This is a genomic window from Polynucleobacter sp. HIN6 (genome assembly GCF_030297575.1).
Lineage (GTDB): Bacteria > Pseudomonadota > Gammaproteobacteria > Burkholderiales > Burkholderiaceae > Polynucleobacter.
In genome coordinates this window covers 590,747-607,732 of sequence record NZ_AP028137.1, presented here as the reverse complement: position 1 = coordinate 607,732, position 16,986 = coordinate 590,747, and the positions used below count along the sequence as shown (strand labels likewise).

18 protein-coding genes are annotated in these 16,986 nt (G+C 48.1%); 6 read left to right on the top strand and 12 right to left on the bottom strand.

Going from position 1 to position 16,986, the window contains the following annotated elements:
• The first annotated feature begins 30 nt into the window (after positions 1-30).
• From QUE66_RS03100 to QUE66_RS03090, 3 genes are read left to right on the top strand one after another with little or no spacing between them, the layout of a single operon-like run.
• Entirely contained in the window at positions 31-1,125 is a 1,095-nt protein-coding gene (locus tag QUE66_RS03100; protein ID WP_286224395.1) for a choloylglycine hydrolase family protein, read from the top strand.
• A gap of 2 nt (positions 1,126-1,127) precedes the next feature.
• Positions 1,128-2,297, top strand: a complete 1,170-nt coding sequence (locus QUE66_RS03095; RefSeq protein WP_286224394.1) for an acyl-CoA dehydrogenase family protein — start codon at positions 1,128-1,130, stop codon at positions 2,295-2,297.
• Positions 2,298-2,299: 2 nt separating this feature from the next.
• Positions 2,300-3,478 (top strand): CaiB/BaiF CoA transferase family protein, encoded by a 1,179-nt coding sequence (locus tag QUE66_RS03090; protein WP_286224717.1) that lies wholly within the window; start codon positions 2,300-2,302, stop codon positions 3,476-3,478.
• Here QUE66_RS03090 and cls read toward each other — a convergent pair.
• Genes cls through QUE66_RS03070 form a run of 4 tightly spaced genes read right to left on the bottom strand, consistent with a single transcriptional unit; the run spans position 3,475 to position 6,452 of the window.
• Entirely contained in the window at positions 3,475-4,944 is a 1,470-nt protein-coding gene (gene cls, locus QUE66_RS03085) for a cardiolipin synthase (protein ID WP_286224393.1), read from the bottom strand. The genes QUE66_RS03090 and cls overlap by 4 nt on opposite strands.
• Before the next feature lies 1 nt (position 4,945).
• Positions 4,946-5,725 carry an endonuclease/exonuclease/phosphatase family protein gene (locus tag QUE66_RS03080; protein ID WP_286224391.1) on the bottom strand — a complete coding sequence of 260 codons (780 nt, stop codon included), beginning with the start codon at positions 5,723-5,725 and terminating at the stop codon, positions 4,946-4,948.
• On the bottom strand, positions 5,691-5,894 hold the full coding sequence (locus QUE66_RS03075) for a (2Fe-2S)-binding protein (protein WP_286224390.1): 204 nt from the start codon (positions 5,892-5,894) through the stop codon (positions 5,691-5,693). Before QUE66_RS03075 ends, QUE66_RS03080 begins: the two co-directional genes overlap by 35 nt.
• 9 nt (positions 5,895-5,903) lie before the next feature.
• Positions 5,904-6,452: an LOG family protein gene (locus QUE66_RS03070; protein ID WP_286224389.1), complete on the bottom strand. Its 549-nt coding sequence runs from the start codon at positions 6,450-6,452 to the stop codon at positions 5,904-5,906.
• Between the two features lie 74 nt (positions 6,453-6,526).
• On the opposite strand from QUE66_RS03070, the gene QUE66_RS03065 reads away from it, so the two are divergent.
• Genes QUE66_RS03065 through QUE66_RS03055 form a run of 3 tightly spaced genes read left to right on the top strand, consistent with a single transcriptional unit; the run spans position 6,527 to position 8,558 of the window.
• Positions 6,527-7,222, top strand: a complete 696-nt coding sequence (locus QUE66_RS03065) for an ABC transporter permease (protein ID WP_286224388.1) — start codon at positions 6,527-6,529, stop codon at positions 7,220-7,222.
• Positions 7,215-7,904 (top strand): ATP-binding cassette domain-containing protein, encoded by a 690-nt coding sequence (locus tag QUE66_RS03060; protein ID WP_286224387.1) that lies wholly within the window; start codon positions 7,215-7,217, stop codon positions 7,902-7,904. Before QUE66_RS03065 ends, QUE66_RS03060 begins: the two co-directional genes overlap by 8 nt.
• A gap of 27 nt (positions 7,905-7,931) precedes the next feature.
• A complete protein-coding gene (locus QUE66_RS03055) occupies positions 7,932-8,558 on the top strand; it encodes a YbhB/YbcL family Raf kinase inhibitor-like protein (protein ID WP_286224386.1) in 627 nt (208 codons plus the stop codon).
• A gap of 47 nt (positions 8,559-8,605) precedes the next feature.
• On the opposite strand, the gene QUE66_RS03050 is transcribed toward QUE66_RS03055, so the two are convergent.
• From QUE66_RS03050 to QUE66_RS03015, 8 genes are all read right to left on the bottom strand, one after another.
• The gene (locus QUE66_RS03050; protein ID WP_286224385.1) at positions 8,606-8,893 is read right to left on the bottom strand and encodes a hypothetical protein; all 288 of its coding nucleotides are present in this window, start codon (positions 8,891-8,893) and stop codon (positions 8,606-8,608) included.
• A gap of 5 nt (positions 8,894-8,898) precedes the next feature.
• The gene (locus QUE66_RS03045; RefSeq protein WP_286224384.1) at positions 8,899-9,957 is read right to left on the bottom strand and encodes a formate dehydrogenase subunit gamma; all 1,059 of its coding nucleotides are present in this window, start codon (positions 9,955-9,957) and stop codon (positions 8,899-8,901) included.
• Between the two features lie 27 nt (positions 9,958-9,984).
• On the bottom strand, positions 9,985-10,209 hold the full coding sequence (locus QUE66_RS03040) for a hypothetical protein (RefSeq protein ID WP_286224383.1): 225 nt from the start codon (positions 10,207-10,209) through the stop codon (positions 9,985-9,987).
• On the bottom strand, positions 10,206-10,856 hold the full coding sequence (gene fdh3B / locus QUE66_RS03035; RefSeq protein WP_286224382.1) for a formate dehydrogenase FDH3 subunit beta: 651 nt from the start codon (positions 10,854-10,856) through the stop codon (positions 10,206-10,208). The genes QUE66_RS03040 and fdh3B overlap by 4 nt, the downstream gene beginning before the upstream one ends.
• 28 nt (positions 10,857-10,884) lie before the next feature.
• Positions 10,885-13,863 (bottom strand): formate dehydrogenase subunit alpha, encoded by a 2,979-nt coding sequence (locus tag QUE66_RS03030; protein ID WP_286224380.1) that lies wholly within the window; start codon positions 13,861-13,863, stop codon positions 10,885-10,887.
• Positions 13,864-13,917: 54 nt separating this feature from the next.
• Positions 13,918-14,139: a formate dehydrogenase gene (locus QUE66_RS03025; protein ID WP_108508114.1), complete on the bottom strand. Its 222-nt coding sequence runs from the start codon at positions 14,137-14,139 to the stop codon at positions 13,918-13,920.
• A 142-nt stretch (positions 14,140-14,281) separates the two neighbouring features.
• The gene (locus QUE66_RS03020; RefSeq protein WP_286224378.1) at positions 14,282-14,917 is read right to left on the bottom strand and encodes a TorD/DmsD family molecular chaperone; all 636 of its coding nucleotides are present in this window, start codon (positions 14,915-14,917) and stop codon (positions 14,282-14,284) included.
• A gap of 9 nt (positions 14,918-14,926) precedes the next feature.
• Positions 14,927-16,984, bottom strand: coding sequence for a 4Fe-4S binding protein (locus QUE66_RS03015; protein WP_286224377.1), 2,058 nt, complete (start codon positions 16,982-16,984; stop codon positions 14,927-14,929).
• Between the last annotated feature and the right edge of the window lie 2 nt (positions 16,985-16,986).

Genomic DNA, 16,986 nt, shown 5'->3' with positions numbered 1-16,986 from the left:
AGATTCCGAATCTTGAGTTGGAGAGTCACAATGAAACAATGGTTGGTTGGTCTTATGCTACTTAGTTTTTTTCACAGCTCGTTTGCTTGTACTGCGGTCAATATTCAGGCCAAAGATGGCACGGTCATTGCTGGTCGCACCATGGAGTGGGCCTTTGATATGAAATGGACCATCAACAGCCTCCCACAAGGAACTAAATTTCGTACCACGGCTCCCGATAATCTCAAGTTACCTCCAATCCAGTTCATTACCAAATACGCTGTTCTCGGAATCTCCCCTGGAATCTTGCCGGGCGCACCTGCTCTGCTTGAGGGTCAAAATAGTGCCGGCTTAGGGATGAGTGGCAACTTCCTTCCTGGCTTTACTGAATATCAAACCGTTACCCCCAAAGATTTGGACTATGTCTCGATTCTAGATTTTGGAACGCTTGCCTTGGGAATGTTTGCTAATGTCGCTGAATTACGCAAAGAGATTCCACGCTTCAAAGTTTGGTATGACTCAAGCCTTCCCTCAGGCCCAACTCCCCCCTGGTTACATTTTGTGTTCACTGATCGCACAGGTGCCAGCATCGTAATCGAGTTCGTTAAAGGTCAAATGCGTATCCACGAAAATGTCGCAAACGTATTAACGAACTCCCCAACCTACGATTGGCACATTACCAATGCTCGAAATTACATTAACCTAACCAATTTTGCTCGCAGCGCGGTTACGGTGAATGGCCAAAATGTTACAGAGCTTGGTCAAGGTGGTGGGCTGATGGGCTTGCCTGCGGATTACACCCCGCCCTCACGATTTATTCGGGCTGCGTACTTACGCCAACTTGCTGCACCACCAAACAACCGCGCTGAGAGCGTGCAACTCACTGGTCATATTTTGAATAATGTTGATATTCCAATTGGTGTAGCTGCCTCAAAGGACGGTGATAAAGTGGTTTCCGATTACACCCAATGGGTCAACATTAAGGATCTCAATAACCAGCAATGGCATATCTCCAACTATGCAAATCGCACTAGTTATGTCACCTTAGATCTCAAAAAGATTTTTGAGAGTAATAAATCTGGTGCTTGGCCAGTAGATCAGCTCCCTTATCAAACCATCGACATCACTAATAAACTACTGAATTAATCATGGCATTAAGTATTCCAAAACCAGACCAATATCAGGAAATGCGCGAAGCGCTTCGCGATCTTTGCTCGCGCTATGACTCTGCCTATTGGCAAAAAATTGATCACGAGCGCGGCTATCCTGAAGCATTTGTAAAAGCAATGACCGATGCGGGTTGGTTGGCAGCTTTAATTCCTGAGGAATATGGTGGCTCTGGGCTGGGTCTTGCTGAAGCCTCCGTCATCATGGAAGAAATCAATCTCTCTGGAGGCAATGCTGGCTCTTGCCATGGTCAGATGTACAACATGGGCACCTTGCTACGTCACGGCTCAGAGCAACAGAAGCAACAATATTTGCCGAAGATTGCCTCGGGTGAATGGCGACTGCAAAGTATGGCAGTGACTGAGCCCACTACTGGAACCGATACGACTAAGCTAAAGACTACTGCAACCAAGAAAGGGGATCGCTACATCATCAATGGTCAGAAAGTTTGGATCTCGCGCATTCAGCATTCGGATTTAATGATCTTGTTAGCGCGTACCACTCCCCTCTCGGAGGTCAAGAAAAAGTCGGAAGGTATGTCCATTTTCATCGTCAATCTCCATGAGGCAATCGGTAAAGGAATGGAAGTGCGTCCCATCGCCAACATGGTCAATCACGAAACCAATGAGGTCTTCTTTGATCAGTTAGAGATTCCAGCCGAGAACTTGATCGGCACCGAAGGTCAGGGCTTCAAATATATTTTGGACGGCTTAAATGCTGAGCGCACACTCATTGCTGCAGAGTGCATTGGTGATGCCTATTGGTTTATCGATCGCGCACGCCGCTACGCTACTGAGCGTGTGGTCTTTGATCGCCCCATTGGCATGAACCAAGGTATTCAGTTTCCGATTGCCGATAGTTATATTGAGACCGAGGCAGCAAACTTGATGCGCTTTAAGGCCTGCGAGCTATTTGATCGACAAGAGCCCTGTGGGGCTGAGTCGAATATGGCGAAGTATTTAGCAGCCAAGGCATCCTGGGAAGCCGCCAATGTTTGCTTACAAACACATGGGGGCTTTGGCTTTGCTTGTGAATACGATGTCGAGCGTAAGTTTAGAGAAACCCGACTCTATCAAGTTGCTCCGATTTCGACTAATTTGATCTACTCCTATGTGGCCGAGCACTTGCTTGGCTTACCACGCTCATTCTAGTGATGCGGCCCTTAGACGGTATTACTGTCGTTGCACTCGAGCATGTCATCGCGGCGCCTTTTGCTACTCGTCAGCTAGCGGATCTTGGTGCCCGCGTCATCAAGATTGAGCGGCCTGGTGCCGGTGACTTTGCGCGCAACTACGATCAACGCGCCAAAGGGATGTCCTCGCATTTCACCTGGGTGAATCGCTCCAAAGAAAGTTTGACTCTCGATCTCAAACACGAGCCTGCGCTTACTATCCTGCGTCAATTACTAGAGACTGCCGATGTGTTTGTCCAAAACCTTGCTCCGGGCGCAGCAGCCCGGATGGGCCTTACTGCCCAAGCATTACAAGCAAGCAATCCCAAATTAATTTATTGCAATCTCTCTGGCTATGGTGAGAATGGGCCGTATCGGGATAAAAAAGCGTATGACCTACTGATTCAGAGTGAAGCGGGACTCTTATCCATCACTGGAACACCTGAGACCCCTAGCAAGGTTGGTATTTCCATTGCAGATATTGCAGCAGGTATGTATACCTATACCAATATCTTGGCAGCGCTTCTCCAGCGACAAAAGACGGGCAAAGGGTCAGTGATCGATATTTCCATGCTAGAAGCGCTTGGAGAGTGGATGGGCTACCCGATGTATTACAGTATGGATGGCGCCTCTCCGCCACCGCGCACCGGTGCTTCGCATGCCACTATCTTTCCCTACGGTCCTTATTTAGCCGGCGATGGCAAAACGATTATGTTAGGCCTTCAGAATGAGCGCGAGTGGGCTTTGTTTTGCGAGAAAGTACTCTTGCAGCCTGAGCTTGCGACCGATCCCCGCTTTGATAAAAACTTCAAGCGCAATGAAAACCGTGTGGAACTCAATGCCATTATCTTGAAGATCTTCTCTGCAATGACGAGCGAACAGGTTTTAGCCAAACTCGAGGAGGCTCAGATTGCCAATGCCTCCCTAAATGATATGCATCAGTTTTGGAATCACCCACAATTGCGTGCGCGCGGACGTTGGCATTCGGTGGAATCTCCCAATGGCTCAATCCCCGCCCTATTACCTCCAGGCATCAATACTGCCTATGAGTATCGGATGGACAAAATACCGGGGATCGGTGAACACACTGAGGCAATCCTAAAAGAACTCGGGCATTCTGCAGAATCGATCCAGCAGCTAAAACAAGCCGGAGCGATTTAAAGCAAGGGCGATGCTAGGTGCGCTGTGTTCTCCAACAGTCTTCGCCACCGTGGGCGGCGTTCCCACCCAATTCGATTAATGATCTGTGAGCGTTTAAGATAACTGGTAGTTAGCTGTTTAAGTTGAGTGCAGAAGGTTTGGTCGTACACAATGAGGCTGATTTCGAAATTAAGACGTAAGCTGCGCTGATCGAAGTTGACCGATCCAAAAATAGCAATCCGCTCATCAATTAAAAGGCTCTTCGTGTGTAATAAGCCTCCTTTAAACTCAGCGATCTCAACACCCGCACCTAGTAGAGTACTGTAAAAACTCCGACTGCTCCAAGCAACCAAAGTTGAATCATTCAGGCGCGGTACGATTAGCTTCACCCTCACTCCACGGTGAGAGGCTGCCATTAACGCCTGGACCAGACCCTCATCCGGAACAAAGTACGGGGTGGTAATCACGAGCTCCTGGCGCGCATCGAGTACCGCAGAGAGCAAGACCTGATAAAGAATATCGTCTCGATAAACTGGTCCAGACGAGAACTCCTGAGCTAAAGCGTTACCAGCCGGCTTTTTATTGAGACCATCGCGATCACTAAAGTGCATTACCCTTGGGTTATCAACACTCCAATCGTATGAAAAGGTAAGTTCAAACTGGGACACCACGGGTCCCTGAATACGAACCATGGCATCGACCCACTCCCCCACTCCAGAGTCCTGTTTAAAGGTTCGGGGATCAACCAAGTTCATACTTCCAGTCCATGCTGTCTCACCATCAATGATGAATATCTTGCGGTGTAAACGCAGATCGGCGCGTCGGAACTGAAAACGGCCAAACTGAATTGGTAGAGCTTCGGTCACCTCAATCTTGGCATTTGCAAAGCGCTTTGGCCAAGCAGATTTAAACCAGCTAGAACTTCCCAAAGAATCAAGCAAAACACGGCACTTCACTCCGCGCTTGGAAGCTGTAATCAGGGCCTCGCCCACTCGGTCAGCATCACCACCCAGCGACCAAATATAAAACTCCATATGAATGGATTTTTGGGCACGATTGATCTCATCAATGAAGTGCTGCAGGATCTCCAGCGAGTTGGTAAACAGTTCGATCTGGTTACCAGCGGCCACTGGTGTACCGTTCTTGGCCTGCGCAAGTAGGCTAATCGCATGCGCATCCTGATGCAAAAGGGCGCGGTCGGGCTCATGCAACTGACGCATTGCCTTACTAATTTTGGCGTACTCCTTTTCCATGCGAATGATCTTGCTTGTCAGCGTTCGGCCAACGGGTCGCTCACCAATGGTCAAATAAAGAATCAGGCCAATAATTGGGAAGGAAACGATAATCAATAGCCACGAGACTGCTACCCCCACTGGGCGTCGAACCCAGATGATCCGCAGGAAAAATAAGATCGCAATCACGACATGCAGGATCACAAACCACGGGACGTGATAGCCAAAAATGGTGCCGGTGAACAGGTGCATCATATTAGTGACCTAACTCTGCATATACAGCTAAATGATCTGATAATTTTGACCATTCGGTTAATACCTGCGCCTTCTGAATCTTTAAGCCACGCACATAAATACGATCCATCGCTAACATCGGCTTCGCACTTGGGAAGGTTTTAGCCGGGGCACCATACAAACTCTCAAACGCATCCACAAAGCCAGCCTCACCCATCGGCTCACTCGCAGAATTACGCCAATCATTAAAGTCACCCGCAATAATACTGGGCTCATGCTTTGATAGAGTCTCAATGTGCTGCAAGATGGTATCGACTTGGCGCTCACGTCCACGTTGCAATAAGGCCAGGTGTACACAAAAGCAATGGATGGGCGGGCCCTCTGCTAATTGAATAATAGAGTGCAAGAGACCGCGACGCTCAAACCGATAGGCTGAAATATCGTAGTTATCTCCTTTATGCAATGGAAATTTGGAAAGAATGGCATTGCCGTGATGACCATGTCGATACTCGGCATTTTTGCCGTAATGCCAATCTGCATAAAATCCATCAGCCAGAAAATGGGTGATTTCTTGCTTCGGCCAGGTGGATAAACGTTTCTGTCGACGGATGTTCTCTTGTTGTAGCTCTTGAATGAAGATTAAATCGGGATGTTGAGATCTCAAACGCTGACGTAAACGATAGACGGTCGAATCAATTTTGAGGGGTGACATCCCTTTATGCATATTAATCGTGACCACCCGCAAACCTGAGGCGGGCTGGATTGCACTAGGATGAATGTTGCTGGCGTCGAATGCGCGCATGATAAATTTCAGTTTGAACGAGCTCTTCGCATTGCATGCACTTATTACAAATTGATGCCTCTTGGCGCAACTCCTCGATGGAGTTAATTTCATGGGTTGCCAAGTACTCTCGTAAATCCTCGTCCCAAATTTGATTACATAAACAAATGACATCCGCCATGACATTCATGATACTGAATTACCGCGCCTTCAATTGAAGAAATGCAATTGCCTCAGGAATTGTCTTCACTACCGTGATATAGCTGAAATGACGCTCGATTAAAAAGCCATTATCGAACTGTTGTTGAGTAAATTGAAGCAGCAAGTCATAAAAACCATTTAGGTTCACAATCAGGATTGGCTTGCTATACGCCTTGACATGATTACCAGTCCACACCTCAAACAATTCTTCGATCGTACCAATACCGCCTGGTAGAACCACAAAAACATCGGAGAGCTCAATCATCATCTCTTTGCGGGCAACCATACTTTCTACGACGTAAAGCTCCGCCAAATTTTCAATCACAGCCTCTGCCTCAGTCAAAAAACTGGGGATAATGCCAATTACATTGCCATGGGATGCCAGAGCACCTCGGGCCAGATCACCCATTAGACCTCCCCCGCCACCCCCAAAGACGAGTCGCCAGCCATGCTTAGCAATTTCAGAGCCCAATTGGCTACTGGCAGTCGACCAGCTCGGATTAGAACCGGGTCGAGATCCACAAAAGACACAAACAGTAATTGACATCACACCATTGTGCCACCGAGACTTAGGGAGCATTGATTGTTAGAATCCAATGATCCTTTTAATGATTCTCGCTCATGAGCTCCACCTTTCTTGATGCCGTTGCACTGCTAGCCCATCTCGATGCGGCAATTGTGCGCATTGTCATCACCTCTTTGCAGGTGAGTATCACGGCCCTGATATTGGGGACCTTGGTGGGCTTGCCGCTTGGGGCTTGGCTAGCCACCGAAGAGTTTGCGGGTAAGCGCGTTGCAATCGTGATCCTGAATAGCATGATGGGGATACCGACAGTGATTGTGGGCGTTTTGGTGTACTTGATTCTGTCAAGAAGCGGTCCTTTTGGCGAGTGGGGCTGGTTATTTACGGTCAAGGGAATGATCGTGGCTCAGTTTTTTATCACCACCCCTTTAATTGCAGCACTTAGCCGCCAATTACTAGAGGATTCTTGGAAAATTCATCGCGACACCTTCATGGCTCTGCGTCTACCCTACTTTGCTCGTCTTAAGTGGCTCATTTGGGATTGTCGCTTCTCACTCACGATCGCCATTCTGGCTGGTTTTGCCCGGGCGATCTCAGAAGTCGGGGCAGTAATGATTGTGGGCGGCAATATTGATCGGGTAACGCGCACCATGACCACCGCGATTGCACTAGAAACCAGCAAAGGCGATCTTGCGTTTGCCTTGTCTTTGGGAATTGTCCTTCTTGGTATTGTGATATTGGCAAATATATTCATATTTGTCGTTCGACAAGTTGCGGAGCGACGTTATGGATAAATTGCTTAACCTACATAATGTTGAGGTCATCCGTGATGGGCGCATTATTTTGCAATCTGGCGATCTTCAAGTTCCCCTAGCAGGTATTACTGCCCTGATTGGTCCCAATGGCGCTGGGAAAACAACCTTATTACGCTTAATCCATGGCCTAATTGAGCCATCGCAGGGTCAATGCCAACGTCCCTTCACGTCCGATGAGAGTGCACTGGTGTTTCATTACACCCCCATGCTCAAAGCCACGGTTAGAGAGCACCTTAGCTTATTAAGGGATACCCATCGAACCATTAGCGATCAAGCAATTGATGAGGCCTTGCAATCTGTTGGAATTGCGCATTTAGCTAATAATCCCGCTCAACGCCTTTCTGCTGGGGAACGCCAAAAGCTTTGCTTTGCCCAAGCTCGCTTACAAAACCCCAAATTAGTCCTTCTCGATGAGCCCACCGCTAATCTAGATCCCAATGCCAGTGATGATGTAGAGCAGATGATTACTGAGCTTGCCAGAGATGGGAAGGTGGTTTTATTTGCCTCTCACAATATGGCCCAGGTGAAGCGCCTAGCGTCCAATCTCATCTTCATGCAAGACGGCAAAATCCTAGAAATTACCCACCCCGATGCCTTCTTTAAAAACCCTCAGACCAAAGAGGGTTCCCAGTTTCTTGCTCGCGAATTTATTGCACAATAAGTCAATTATTCAATATTAGGAGACCCTATGCTACTCACCAGTTCAAGCTTTCAAGATGGTGCAGTGATTCCAGGACAGTATGCGTTTTGCATTCCTAATGATCGGGGACATGTATGTCTTGGGTCAAATCACAATCCCCATTTGCGGTGGGAGGATATTCCCGCTGGCACACAATCGTTTACTTTGATTTGCCATGATCCAGATGTTCCCTCCAAGCCGGACGACGTCAATCAAGAAGGTAAAACGGTACCCGCATCCCTACCCCGCATTGATTTCTTTCACTGGGTCATGGTCGATATTCCCAAGACGATCACTGAGATCCCAGCAGGTCACTACTCAACCGAAGTGGTGCCCCGAGGTAAACCCGGCCCTGGAACACACCACGGCGCCTTACACGGGATCAATGATTACACCGCTTGGTTCTCAGGTGACGCTGAAATGAAGGGCAATTATTTTGGTTACGATGGCCCTTGCCCGCCATGGAATGACAGCATTTGGCACCACTACATTTTTACGGTCTATGCCCTCGATACGCCATCGCTCGGTTTAGGTTCCACCTTTGATGGCAAAACTGCATTAGCAGCCTTACAGCGTCATATTTTGGCAAGCGCACAGATCACTGGACGATACACCCTCAATCCCGCTGTCAAATAAAAAATCCCCAAGGGTCGCCTTGGGGACTCCTATTAAGAAATATTGAGTTATTTTTTAGCAGGTGCAGGCGCTGGTGCGACTGAGGCTGTTGCAGGAGGTACAAATGGGGGTGGCGCAACACAAGGGGCAGGATTGGGCGTACCTGCTGTTTTATATTTCATCGCAATGGCATTTATGGATTGGCAAAGCTGATAGCTGGCAACGGTTCCTGCATAAGCAGTTTTTGCTTTAGCAAGAGCTGCTGCCTCGGCTTGCTGTGGGGTTGGGGGTGGTAATGCAGCTAGGGCGACGGTTGATCCAATTAAACAGACAGAACCAACAAGCAAACGTTTCATGTGAATTACCCCTTTCCTAATTTTTTATACCAAAGCTCATGGTGCTCTTTAGCCCAAGTCTCATCGCAATACCCTGTTTTCATGGCATCGATTGAGCCTTGCATACCAATCGTACCGATGTAGATATGCCCGAGCGCAAGGGCAGTCATCAAAATCGCTCCCACACCATGGATGATGTTGGCAATCTGCATGGTGCCACGCCAGTATTCAATCTGAATAAATGGGACGATCATATCGAGCACCCATCCAGATGCGGATACTGCGGAGCCTAAAATCACCATTCCAACCCAAAACCAGAACTTCTCACCGAAGTTAAAAAATCCAGCAGGGATATGTTTGCCTGAGATCAAACCACCAAATCCAAGCGCCCAGGCCATATCGCCCTTCTCAGGAAGGTTTCTGCGGACAAAGAGAATAAAGAACACTACGATACTGACAGTGAATGCGGGGCCCACAAAGTTATGCACATTTTTGCAAACCAATAAGAAGGTTCCGAAGAATGCTGGCCCTGTTAATGGTAATAAGAAATATTTACCCCATAAGATCATGATGCCGGTAAAGGCAAGTGCCACAAAGGTAAACGCCATGGTCCAATGAGTAATGCGCTCTAGCAAAGTGAAGCGCTGAATTTTGCGTCCAGACATCGGCTCATGCAATTTAATCGTGCCCTTAAAGACGTACATGGCAACAATTCCGCAAAAAGCGATTGTCAGCAACCAAGCCCCGTAAACAGTAATCACTCCATTACGAATTAAGCGCCACTCTTGCCCGGTCTTTTGGATTAATACACCATTTTCAGCCCCTGGTAGGGAGGTGTAATGCACCTCGTCGCTATTCACCATTCTCCAGATTGGCGCATTGTTTCCTGGTTGATTTTTACCCGCCTCAATGGCAGCTTGAGTAGTTGCATTCGATGACCGTCCAACATCCAGAATATTGACTGACTCAACCTTCTGAGGAGTCGGCGACTGGGCGGTTCCTTGTTGAGCAATACTTAGAGAGCTGATAGCAAGACCTGCTGCCAACAGGATAGATCGTATTACAGAGCCAAATGATGCATTCATCGGATCATCTCCAAATTATTCTAATTTTTATTTGATTCTGCTGTACTCAGACTGAAACTGATTCCGCTTCGTAATCTCAGCATTCCAGCTCGCCTGATCACCTGGTTTCCAACCTTTCGCCATAAACCCATTATCAGCACCCATGTAAGGAGCCATATCGGGTCGCTTAGACGCTGAGGTACCCACATTCGCCTCGTTACAGCCAGCCAATAAAGCGGTTACAACTAAGGCGCTCGTTAGGGCGAGTTTCATGATTTACCTCCAGCGGCTGGTTTAGCAGCGGGTGCGGGAGCATTGGGTTTGCCGTAAGCAGTTGCCCAACCAAACACATCAGCTCCAGCATTCTTACCGGCAGCCATCCGCTTCACCACACGGGTTCGGAACACATCGGCAATTACATCGCCATCGCCACCGATGAGCGCTTTAGTAGAGCATAGCTCAGCACAGAGTGGCAACTTACCCTCGGCTAGACGATTACGGCCATACTTCTCGAACTCAGCGACGCTGCCGTTCTTCTCGGGACCACCGCTGCAGAAGGTGCACTTATCCATCTTGCCACGTAAACCAAACACGCCAGAGCTTGGGAACTGAGGTGCGCCAAATGGACAGGCATATGAACAATAGCCGCATCCAATGCAGGTGTCCTTGTTATGAAGTACCACGCCCTCATCGGTACGATAGAAGCAATCGACTGGGCAAACAGCCATACATGGTGCGTCTGCACAATGCATACATGCTACTGAGATGGATTTTTCAGCACCAACGACACCATCATTAATGGTAACTACCCTTCGGCGATTAACACCCCAAGGTACCTCATTCTCGTTCTTACATGCTGTAACGCAACCGTTGCATTCAATACACCGTTCTGCGTCGCAGATAAATTTCATTCTTGCCATAGTTAATCTCCTGACTTTGCGGTGTTAGTTAAGCAGCCTTTTCGATCTGACAGATCGTGGTCTTGGTCTCTTGCATCATGGTTACGCGGTCATATCCATAAGTGGTGCCGGTATTAACGGCCTCACCACGAACAATCGGATAGGCTCCTTTTGGATAAAAATCGAGCAGATCTTTTCCTTCCCACCATCCCGAGAAATGGAAAGGCACAAAGGCAGTATCTGGGGCTACGCGTTCGGTTACTAATGCGCGCACCTTGATCTTGGCACCCGTTGGTGATTTCACCCAAACAAAGTCCCAATTTTTGATACCTCGCCGGGCTGCTGCACTCGGATTAATCTCCACAAAGTTCTCTTGCTGTAACTCTGCAAGCCATGGGTTCGATCGAGTCTCTTCACCACCACCCTCGTATTCCACTAAGCGACCCGAGGTCAAAATGATGGGGAACTTTTCATAAAGCTTATCTTCAATTGCTTTGTTCTGAACTGTCTTAAACAAGGTCGGCAAGCGCCAGAAGGTCTTCACGTCATCGTGGGTTGGGTACTTCGCGACCATGTCTGGACGAGTGCTATAGAGCGCTTCGCGGTGAATTGGAATTGGATCAGGAAAGTTCCAAACCACGGCACGTGCTTTAGCATTTCCAAATGGATGGCAGCCATGGTTTTTCATGGTGACACGGATGATTCCACCAGAAAGGTCGGTCTTCCAGTTCTTTCCTTCGGCAGCTTTTTTCTCATCCTCAGTGAGCTCATTCCACCAACCTAACTTCTTCAAGAAAACATGGTCTACCTCTGGGTATCCAGTTTTGATGTCAGCACCCTTCGAGAACGAACCATCAGCAGCCAAGAGTGACTTACCATCCTTCTCAACACCAAAGTTGGCTCGGAAATTACCACCACCATCCATCACGTGCTTACTTGTGTCATAGAGGTTGGGTGAACCAGGGTGTTTGAGCGCGGCATTACCAAAGCATGGCCATGGCAATCCAAAATAATCACCGGCTGTGTCATAACCAGTAACTGGATCTTTGCCACCACGTGAGCGCAGTGTTTTCGGGTCAAACACGCTCATCATGCGCATATGTGCCTTCAAACGCTCTGGTGTCTGGCCGGTATAACCAATCGTCCAAACGGCCTGATTAATTTCGCGCAAGATCGACTCAACTTCGGGCTCTTTCCAGTTCTTACCAGCAAACTTAGAATCCAGCATCTTGAAGTTCTTCGAGAGCTCTTTTCCAAAGCCCAAGCGGTCAGCAAAAGCTTGCATCAGAACATGATCAGGAACAGACTCGAAGAGCGGATCGATCACCTTCTCGCGCCACTGCACTGAACGATTCGATGCGGTTGCGGAACCTGCGCACTCAAACTGAGTTGTAGTTGGTAGCAAATACACGGCGCGGTTTTTATTAACCGTCCCACCAGGAGCAGGTGGCATCGCTGCCATTGCAGCCGTTGCGCTTGGATAGGGATCGACCACTACCAAAAGGTCTAATTTATCCATGGCGCGCTTCATATCCAAGCCACGGGTTTGCGAGTTTGGTGCATGGCCCCAGAAGAACACGCCTTTTACTGCGGTGGCTTGATCAACCATGTCATCTTTTTCAAGGACGGCATCAACCCAACGAGAAACGGTAGTGCCCGACTTCTCCATCATGTCAGGAGCATAGCGACCTTTGATCCACTCATAGTCAACACCCCATACAGCAGCGTAGTGTTTCCACGAACCAGCGGCAAGGCCATAGTAGCCTGGTAAAGAATCTGGGTTTGGACCAACATCGGTTGCGCCCTGAACATTATCGTGGCCACGGAAGATGTTGGCGCCACCACCGGACACGCCAATATTACCGAGCGCTAATTGCAAGATGCAAGAAGCGCGAACCATGGCATTACCAACGGTGTGCTGCGTTTGCCCCATACACCAAACAATCGTTCCTGGACGATTCTTAGCCATAGTTTCTGCAACTCGCTTAACTTGCGCCTCTGGAACTCCGCAAGCCTCTTCGACATTAGCTGGTGTCCACTTTTCCATGACCTCTTTGCGAATGTCGTCCATACCAAAGACACGGTCGTTGATGTACTTCTTGTCCTCCCAACCATTTTGGAAGATGTGATACAGCACACCAAAGAGGAATGGGATGTCTGTACCAGAACGAATCCGCACATATTGATCCGATTTTGCGGCGGTTCGGGTATAGCGCGGATCGACCACGATGACTTTGCAACCATTCTCTTTTGCATGCAACATATGCAACATGGAAACAGGGTGCGCCTCAGCAGCATTCGAGCCGATATATAACGCCGCCTTCGAGTTCATCATGTCGTTGTAGCTATTAGTCATTGCACCATAACCCCAGGTATTTGCCACACCTGCAACGGTGGTCGAGTGGCAAATACGCGCCTGGTGGTCGGTATTATTGGTGCCGTAGAACGACACAAACTTACGGAGCAAATAGGCTTGCTCGTTGTTGTACTTTGATGAGCCAATAAAGAAGATGGAGTCTGGCGTGTACTTTGAACGCAGATCTTTCATCTTGGCGGTAATCTCATCAAGCGCCTGATCCCAAGAAATTTTCTGGTATTTGCCATCCACTAACTTCATGGGGGTGCGCAAACGATAGTCGCCATGCCCATGCTCACGTAATGCAGCGCCCTTTGCGCATGCGCCACCCATATTGATAGGCGATTCAAACACGGGATCTTGACGAACCCAAACCCCATTTTCAACGGTTGCATCAAACGAGCACCCCACTGAGCAATGGGTACAAACTGTGCGCTTCACTTCAATCTTGCCTTTGCCATCAAGCATCGCTTTGGTCTCAGCCGCATTCGCTTTTTGGAGCATATTTAATTGAGTAGCGGCAATACCAGCACCAACACCAATACCGGAACGTTTTAAGAACGTACGGCGGTCCATAGTCGGAACTGCTGAACGCAATCCGCGGGATAGGCTACCAATCAGTTGCGATGGAACCCGGCTAGAGGTTGAGGTTGATTTGCGAGTTAGGCTCATGGTGAGACTCCTGCGATAAGCGATAAATAAGTTCGTTCAATAAAAAACGCTCGATTAAACGAGCGTTGTTTGGTAATACTTCTTAATGTGAGCGGTCAGATGATAGCCATCAGGCTTACTGGTAACTGCCTCAGCAACATCCTGAACAATCGCCTGACCAAGCGGTGTTTGAGAAGCAACAGCAGCCGCACCAACAGTGACTCCCGCGCCAATGAAAAATTTACGACGCGATGGTTTGGATTTTTCTTGAGCGTCTACAACTTTTTTGCTGTCCATAAATATTCCTTTACACGAATATAGTTGATGCATTTCAACAGTTTTAGTGTAGAAGAATTAAATAATTTATGTAAGTTTTTGCATGTTTTTATGGCTAGGACTTACCCTTAAATGCAAAAACGATGGCGTCAATTAAATTTGACTAAACCATATCAAAACTTTGACCCTCAATCGCCAAAAACTCTCGAGTCAGGGCCGAGACGGCTTTGTACAAATGGGTTTCCGGATCAGCGTCGATTGCATCGCACAATTCGTCATACCAAGGGCGAATATGATCGTTGAAAAATATTCGCTGATTAGTCAAATTCGCTATCTCCACATCCTCCCCTGCGATGAGGTAACGCATGACCTCAAATAAGGCTGCAATATGATCCTCGGTTTCGGCAACTGAATCAGAGGTCTCCAGTCCAAATTGCAAAAGTGAACGCCTAATGTCTAGGAGCGGCTTTTCATGCAAATGCCCAGCGAGATAGTAGGAGCCATATAAAAACACATTGGGTTTGCCGACTCCCAAAAAACTACTGTCGTATTCGGCCTTCCAATCCGATGCCTTACTATGCTTGGCTGCCTCAACCAAGTCGGTCCAAACACTTGCCAATGGTGCCTGATTATCTGGGTTATCTGCATTTCCAGATGCGCTTATTTGATCGAGCAATACTTGATCTGGCGGCTGAAAAAATAAGTTTGCGAGTAAGCCATACAAATCGGCACGTGCCAAGTCTTCAGCTAAGCCCTCTTGGCTAAGTTCTGGTGTCTGGGGAATATTTGCTTCGCTCATGAATGTTGTTCACAGTTCTTTTTTCATCATATCCACGACACGGCAATCGCTACACATTTTCAGGCGATTCAAAGCCTCACCTGAGAAAGCGTGATGGGTGCCAATTCGACCAAGCATCAACTCGACCATCTTCAGGGTTCCAAATGCCTTGCCACAGCTGATGCAATGGAATGGCTCGGTTTTATTGAGTAAAACCTTTTGCTTGCGCTGCTCAATCGAACTCAAGCGAGGGCTTAAAGTGATTGCGTTTTCAGGGCAGGTTTGCTCACATAGTCCGCACTGCACACACTGTTTTTCGATAAATGAGAGCTGTGGCTCATCGGGGTTATCCAATAAAGCGCCCTCAGGGCATGCCCCCACACAGGACATGCAAAGCGTGCACGCCTCTTTATTGACCGCAATTGCCCCTAAGGGTGAGTGGGCTGGCAGTGGAACACCCTCGGCGGGGAGTGCCTGTGGAGCAAATTCCAATAAATGCTCCAAACTCATTTCAAGGGTCTCGCGCTTTTGCATCGCCAAAGCAAAGCTTGCCGGAGGTGCCATTAATTTTTGGGCTTTACGATTAAGTAACTCAGCCATGACCTGATTAACTGCATTGATATCCGAACTTGAGGAAGCCATGATGCAGCGTACACGTTGGCCATAGCCTAATGCTTGTGAAATCGAATTGGCCAAGTCAGCCTGCTCGGTAAGCGCACTTCGGTATCCAGGGTCTTCGTCACCACTCAGTAGCAAAACAACCTCACCGAAACCATACGACATTGCACCAAACCACAAATCAATTCCGGTTGAAGCAATATGTTCAACAGCAAATGGAATCACAAATGCAGGCAGCCCAACAATTTCTTTTGGTTTTGTGCGGGCAGCTCGCCCAAGATTCTCCAAAAGAGTAGTACCAGCCTGTTGGCTATGTATCAATAAGCTTGGCGCATTATGACCAGGCTTCGAACTACCAATACCGTTTAAATAGGTTTGTGCCAGTGTTTTGATCTCCCGTCCCTGATACGCGACGCTTGGAAAGTTATAACGCATCGCGCCTGATGGACAAACCGTCGCACAAGCGCCGCATCCCATACAGAGGTTTGGATTGACTTCTACCTTACCCTGTCCATCCTTAAATACTGACTGAATTGCTTTTGTTGAACACACATCAATACATGCGGAGCAACCGACCTTGCCATTACGTCCATGGGCACAAATTTTTTCGGTATAGGCAAAATATTTTGGCTTCTCAAACTCACCAACCATTCCAAGCAATTGACTGGCTGCCAAGGATTGCTCGAATCGATCTACGCCAGGCGCAAAATATCCCTGAGGTTTTTGACTAATTTGAATACTAGGATTCGTTTGCAGATCAAGAATCAGATCAAACTCGCCCTCACGAGAACGTTCTGCTCGCTCAAAATTAATTGCGCCGATGCCAGCACACGCAGTGACGCAAGCACGGTGGGATTTGCATTTATCCAAATCAATTTGAAACGACAAATCGATCGCATTTTCAGGGCATACAGCAACACATGCCCCGCATCGCGTACACATCTCTGGATCAATGGGATTAGTAAGCTCCCATTTGGCGATAAAGCGCCCTAGATAACCTTCGAGACTTGTAATCTTTCCAGTAAATACTGGGTAGCTTCGCCCAGTGGGCAACGGGCTGGGCTCCGTTAACAAGACACTCACTTCCAATGACTGACCAAGGCGCTGCGCCCAATAGATGGCTTGATCTCCAGGTCCGATGATCAGTACGCGTCCATCGCTGTGATAGTCAACAATCGGAACCGCATCGGGCTCAGGCAAATCGGTTACTGAAAGTAAAGCCTTGATCTTTGGGTGTGATTCCTTCGCATCCTTAGACCATCCAGCCATCTCACGAATGTTGACAAATTGAAGGGGTGCAATCAGAGGTTTTTCTGCCTGACTCGCAAGTTCAGTAAACAAAGCACGCTCTTGCGTACAAGCGACCACAATCGGCTCAGACTCATTTAGAGCATTTAGAAACTGTCCCACCTCTTGGCGGCATAAGGATGTATGAATGGGCATGCCCATTTCTTTTGGGTCAAGAGGCATAC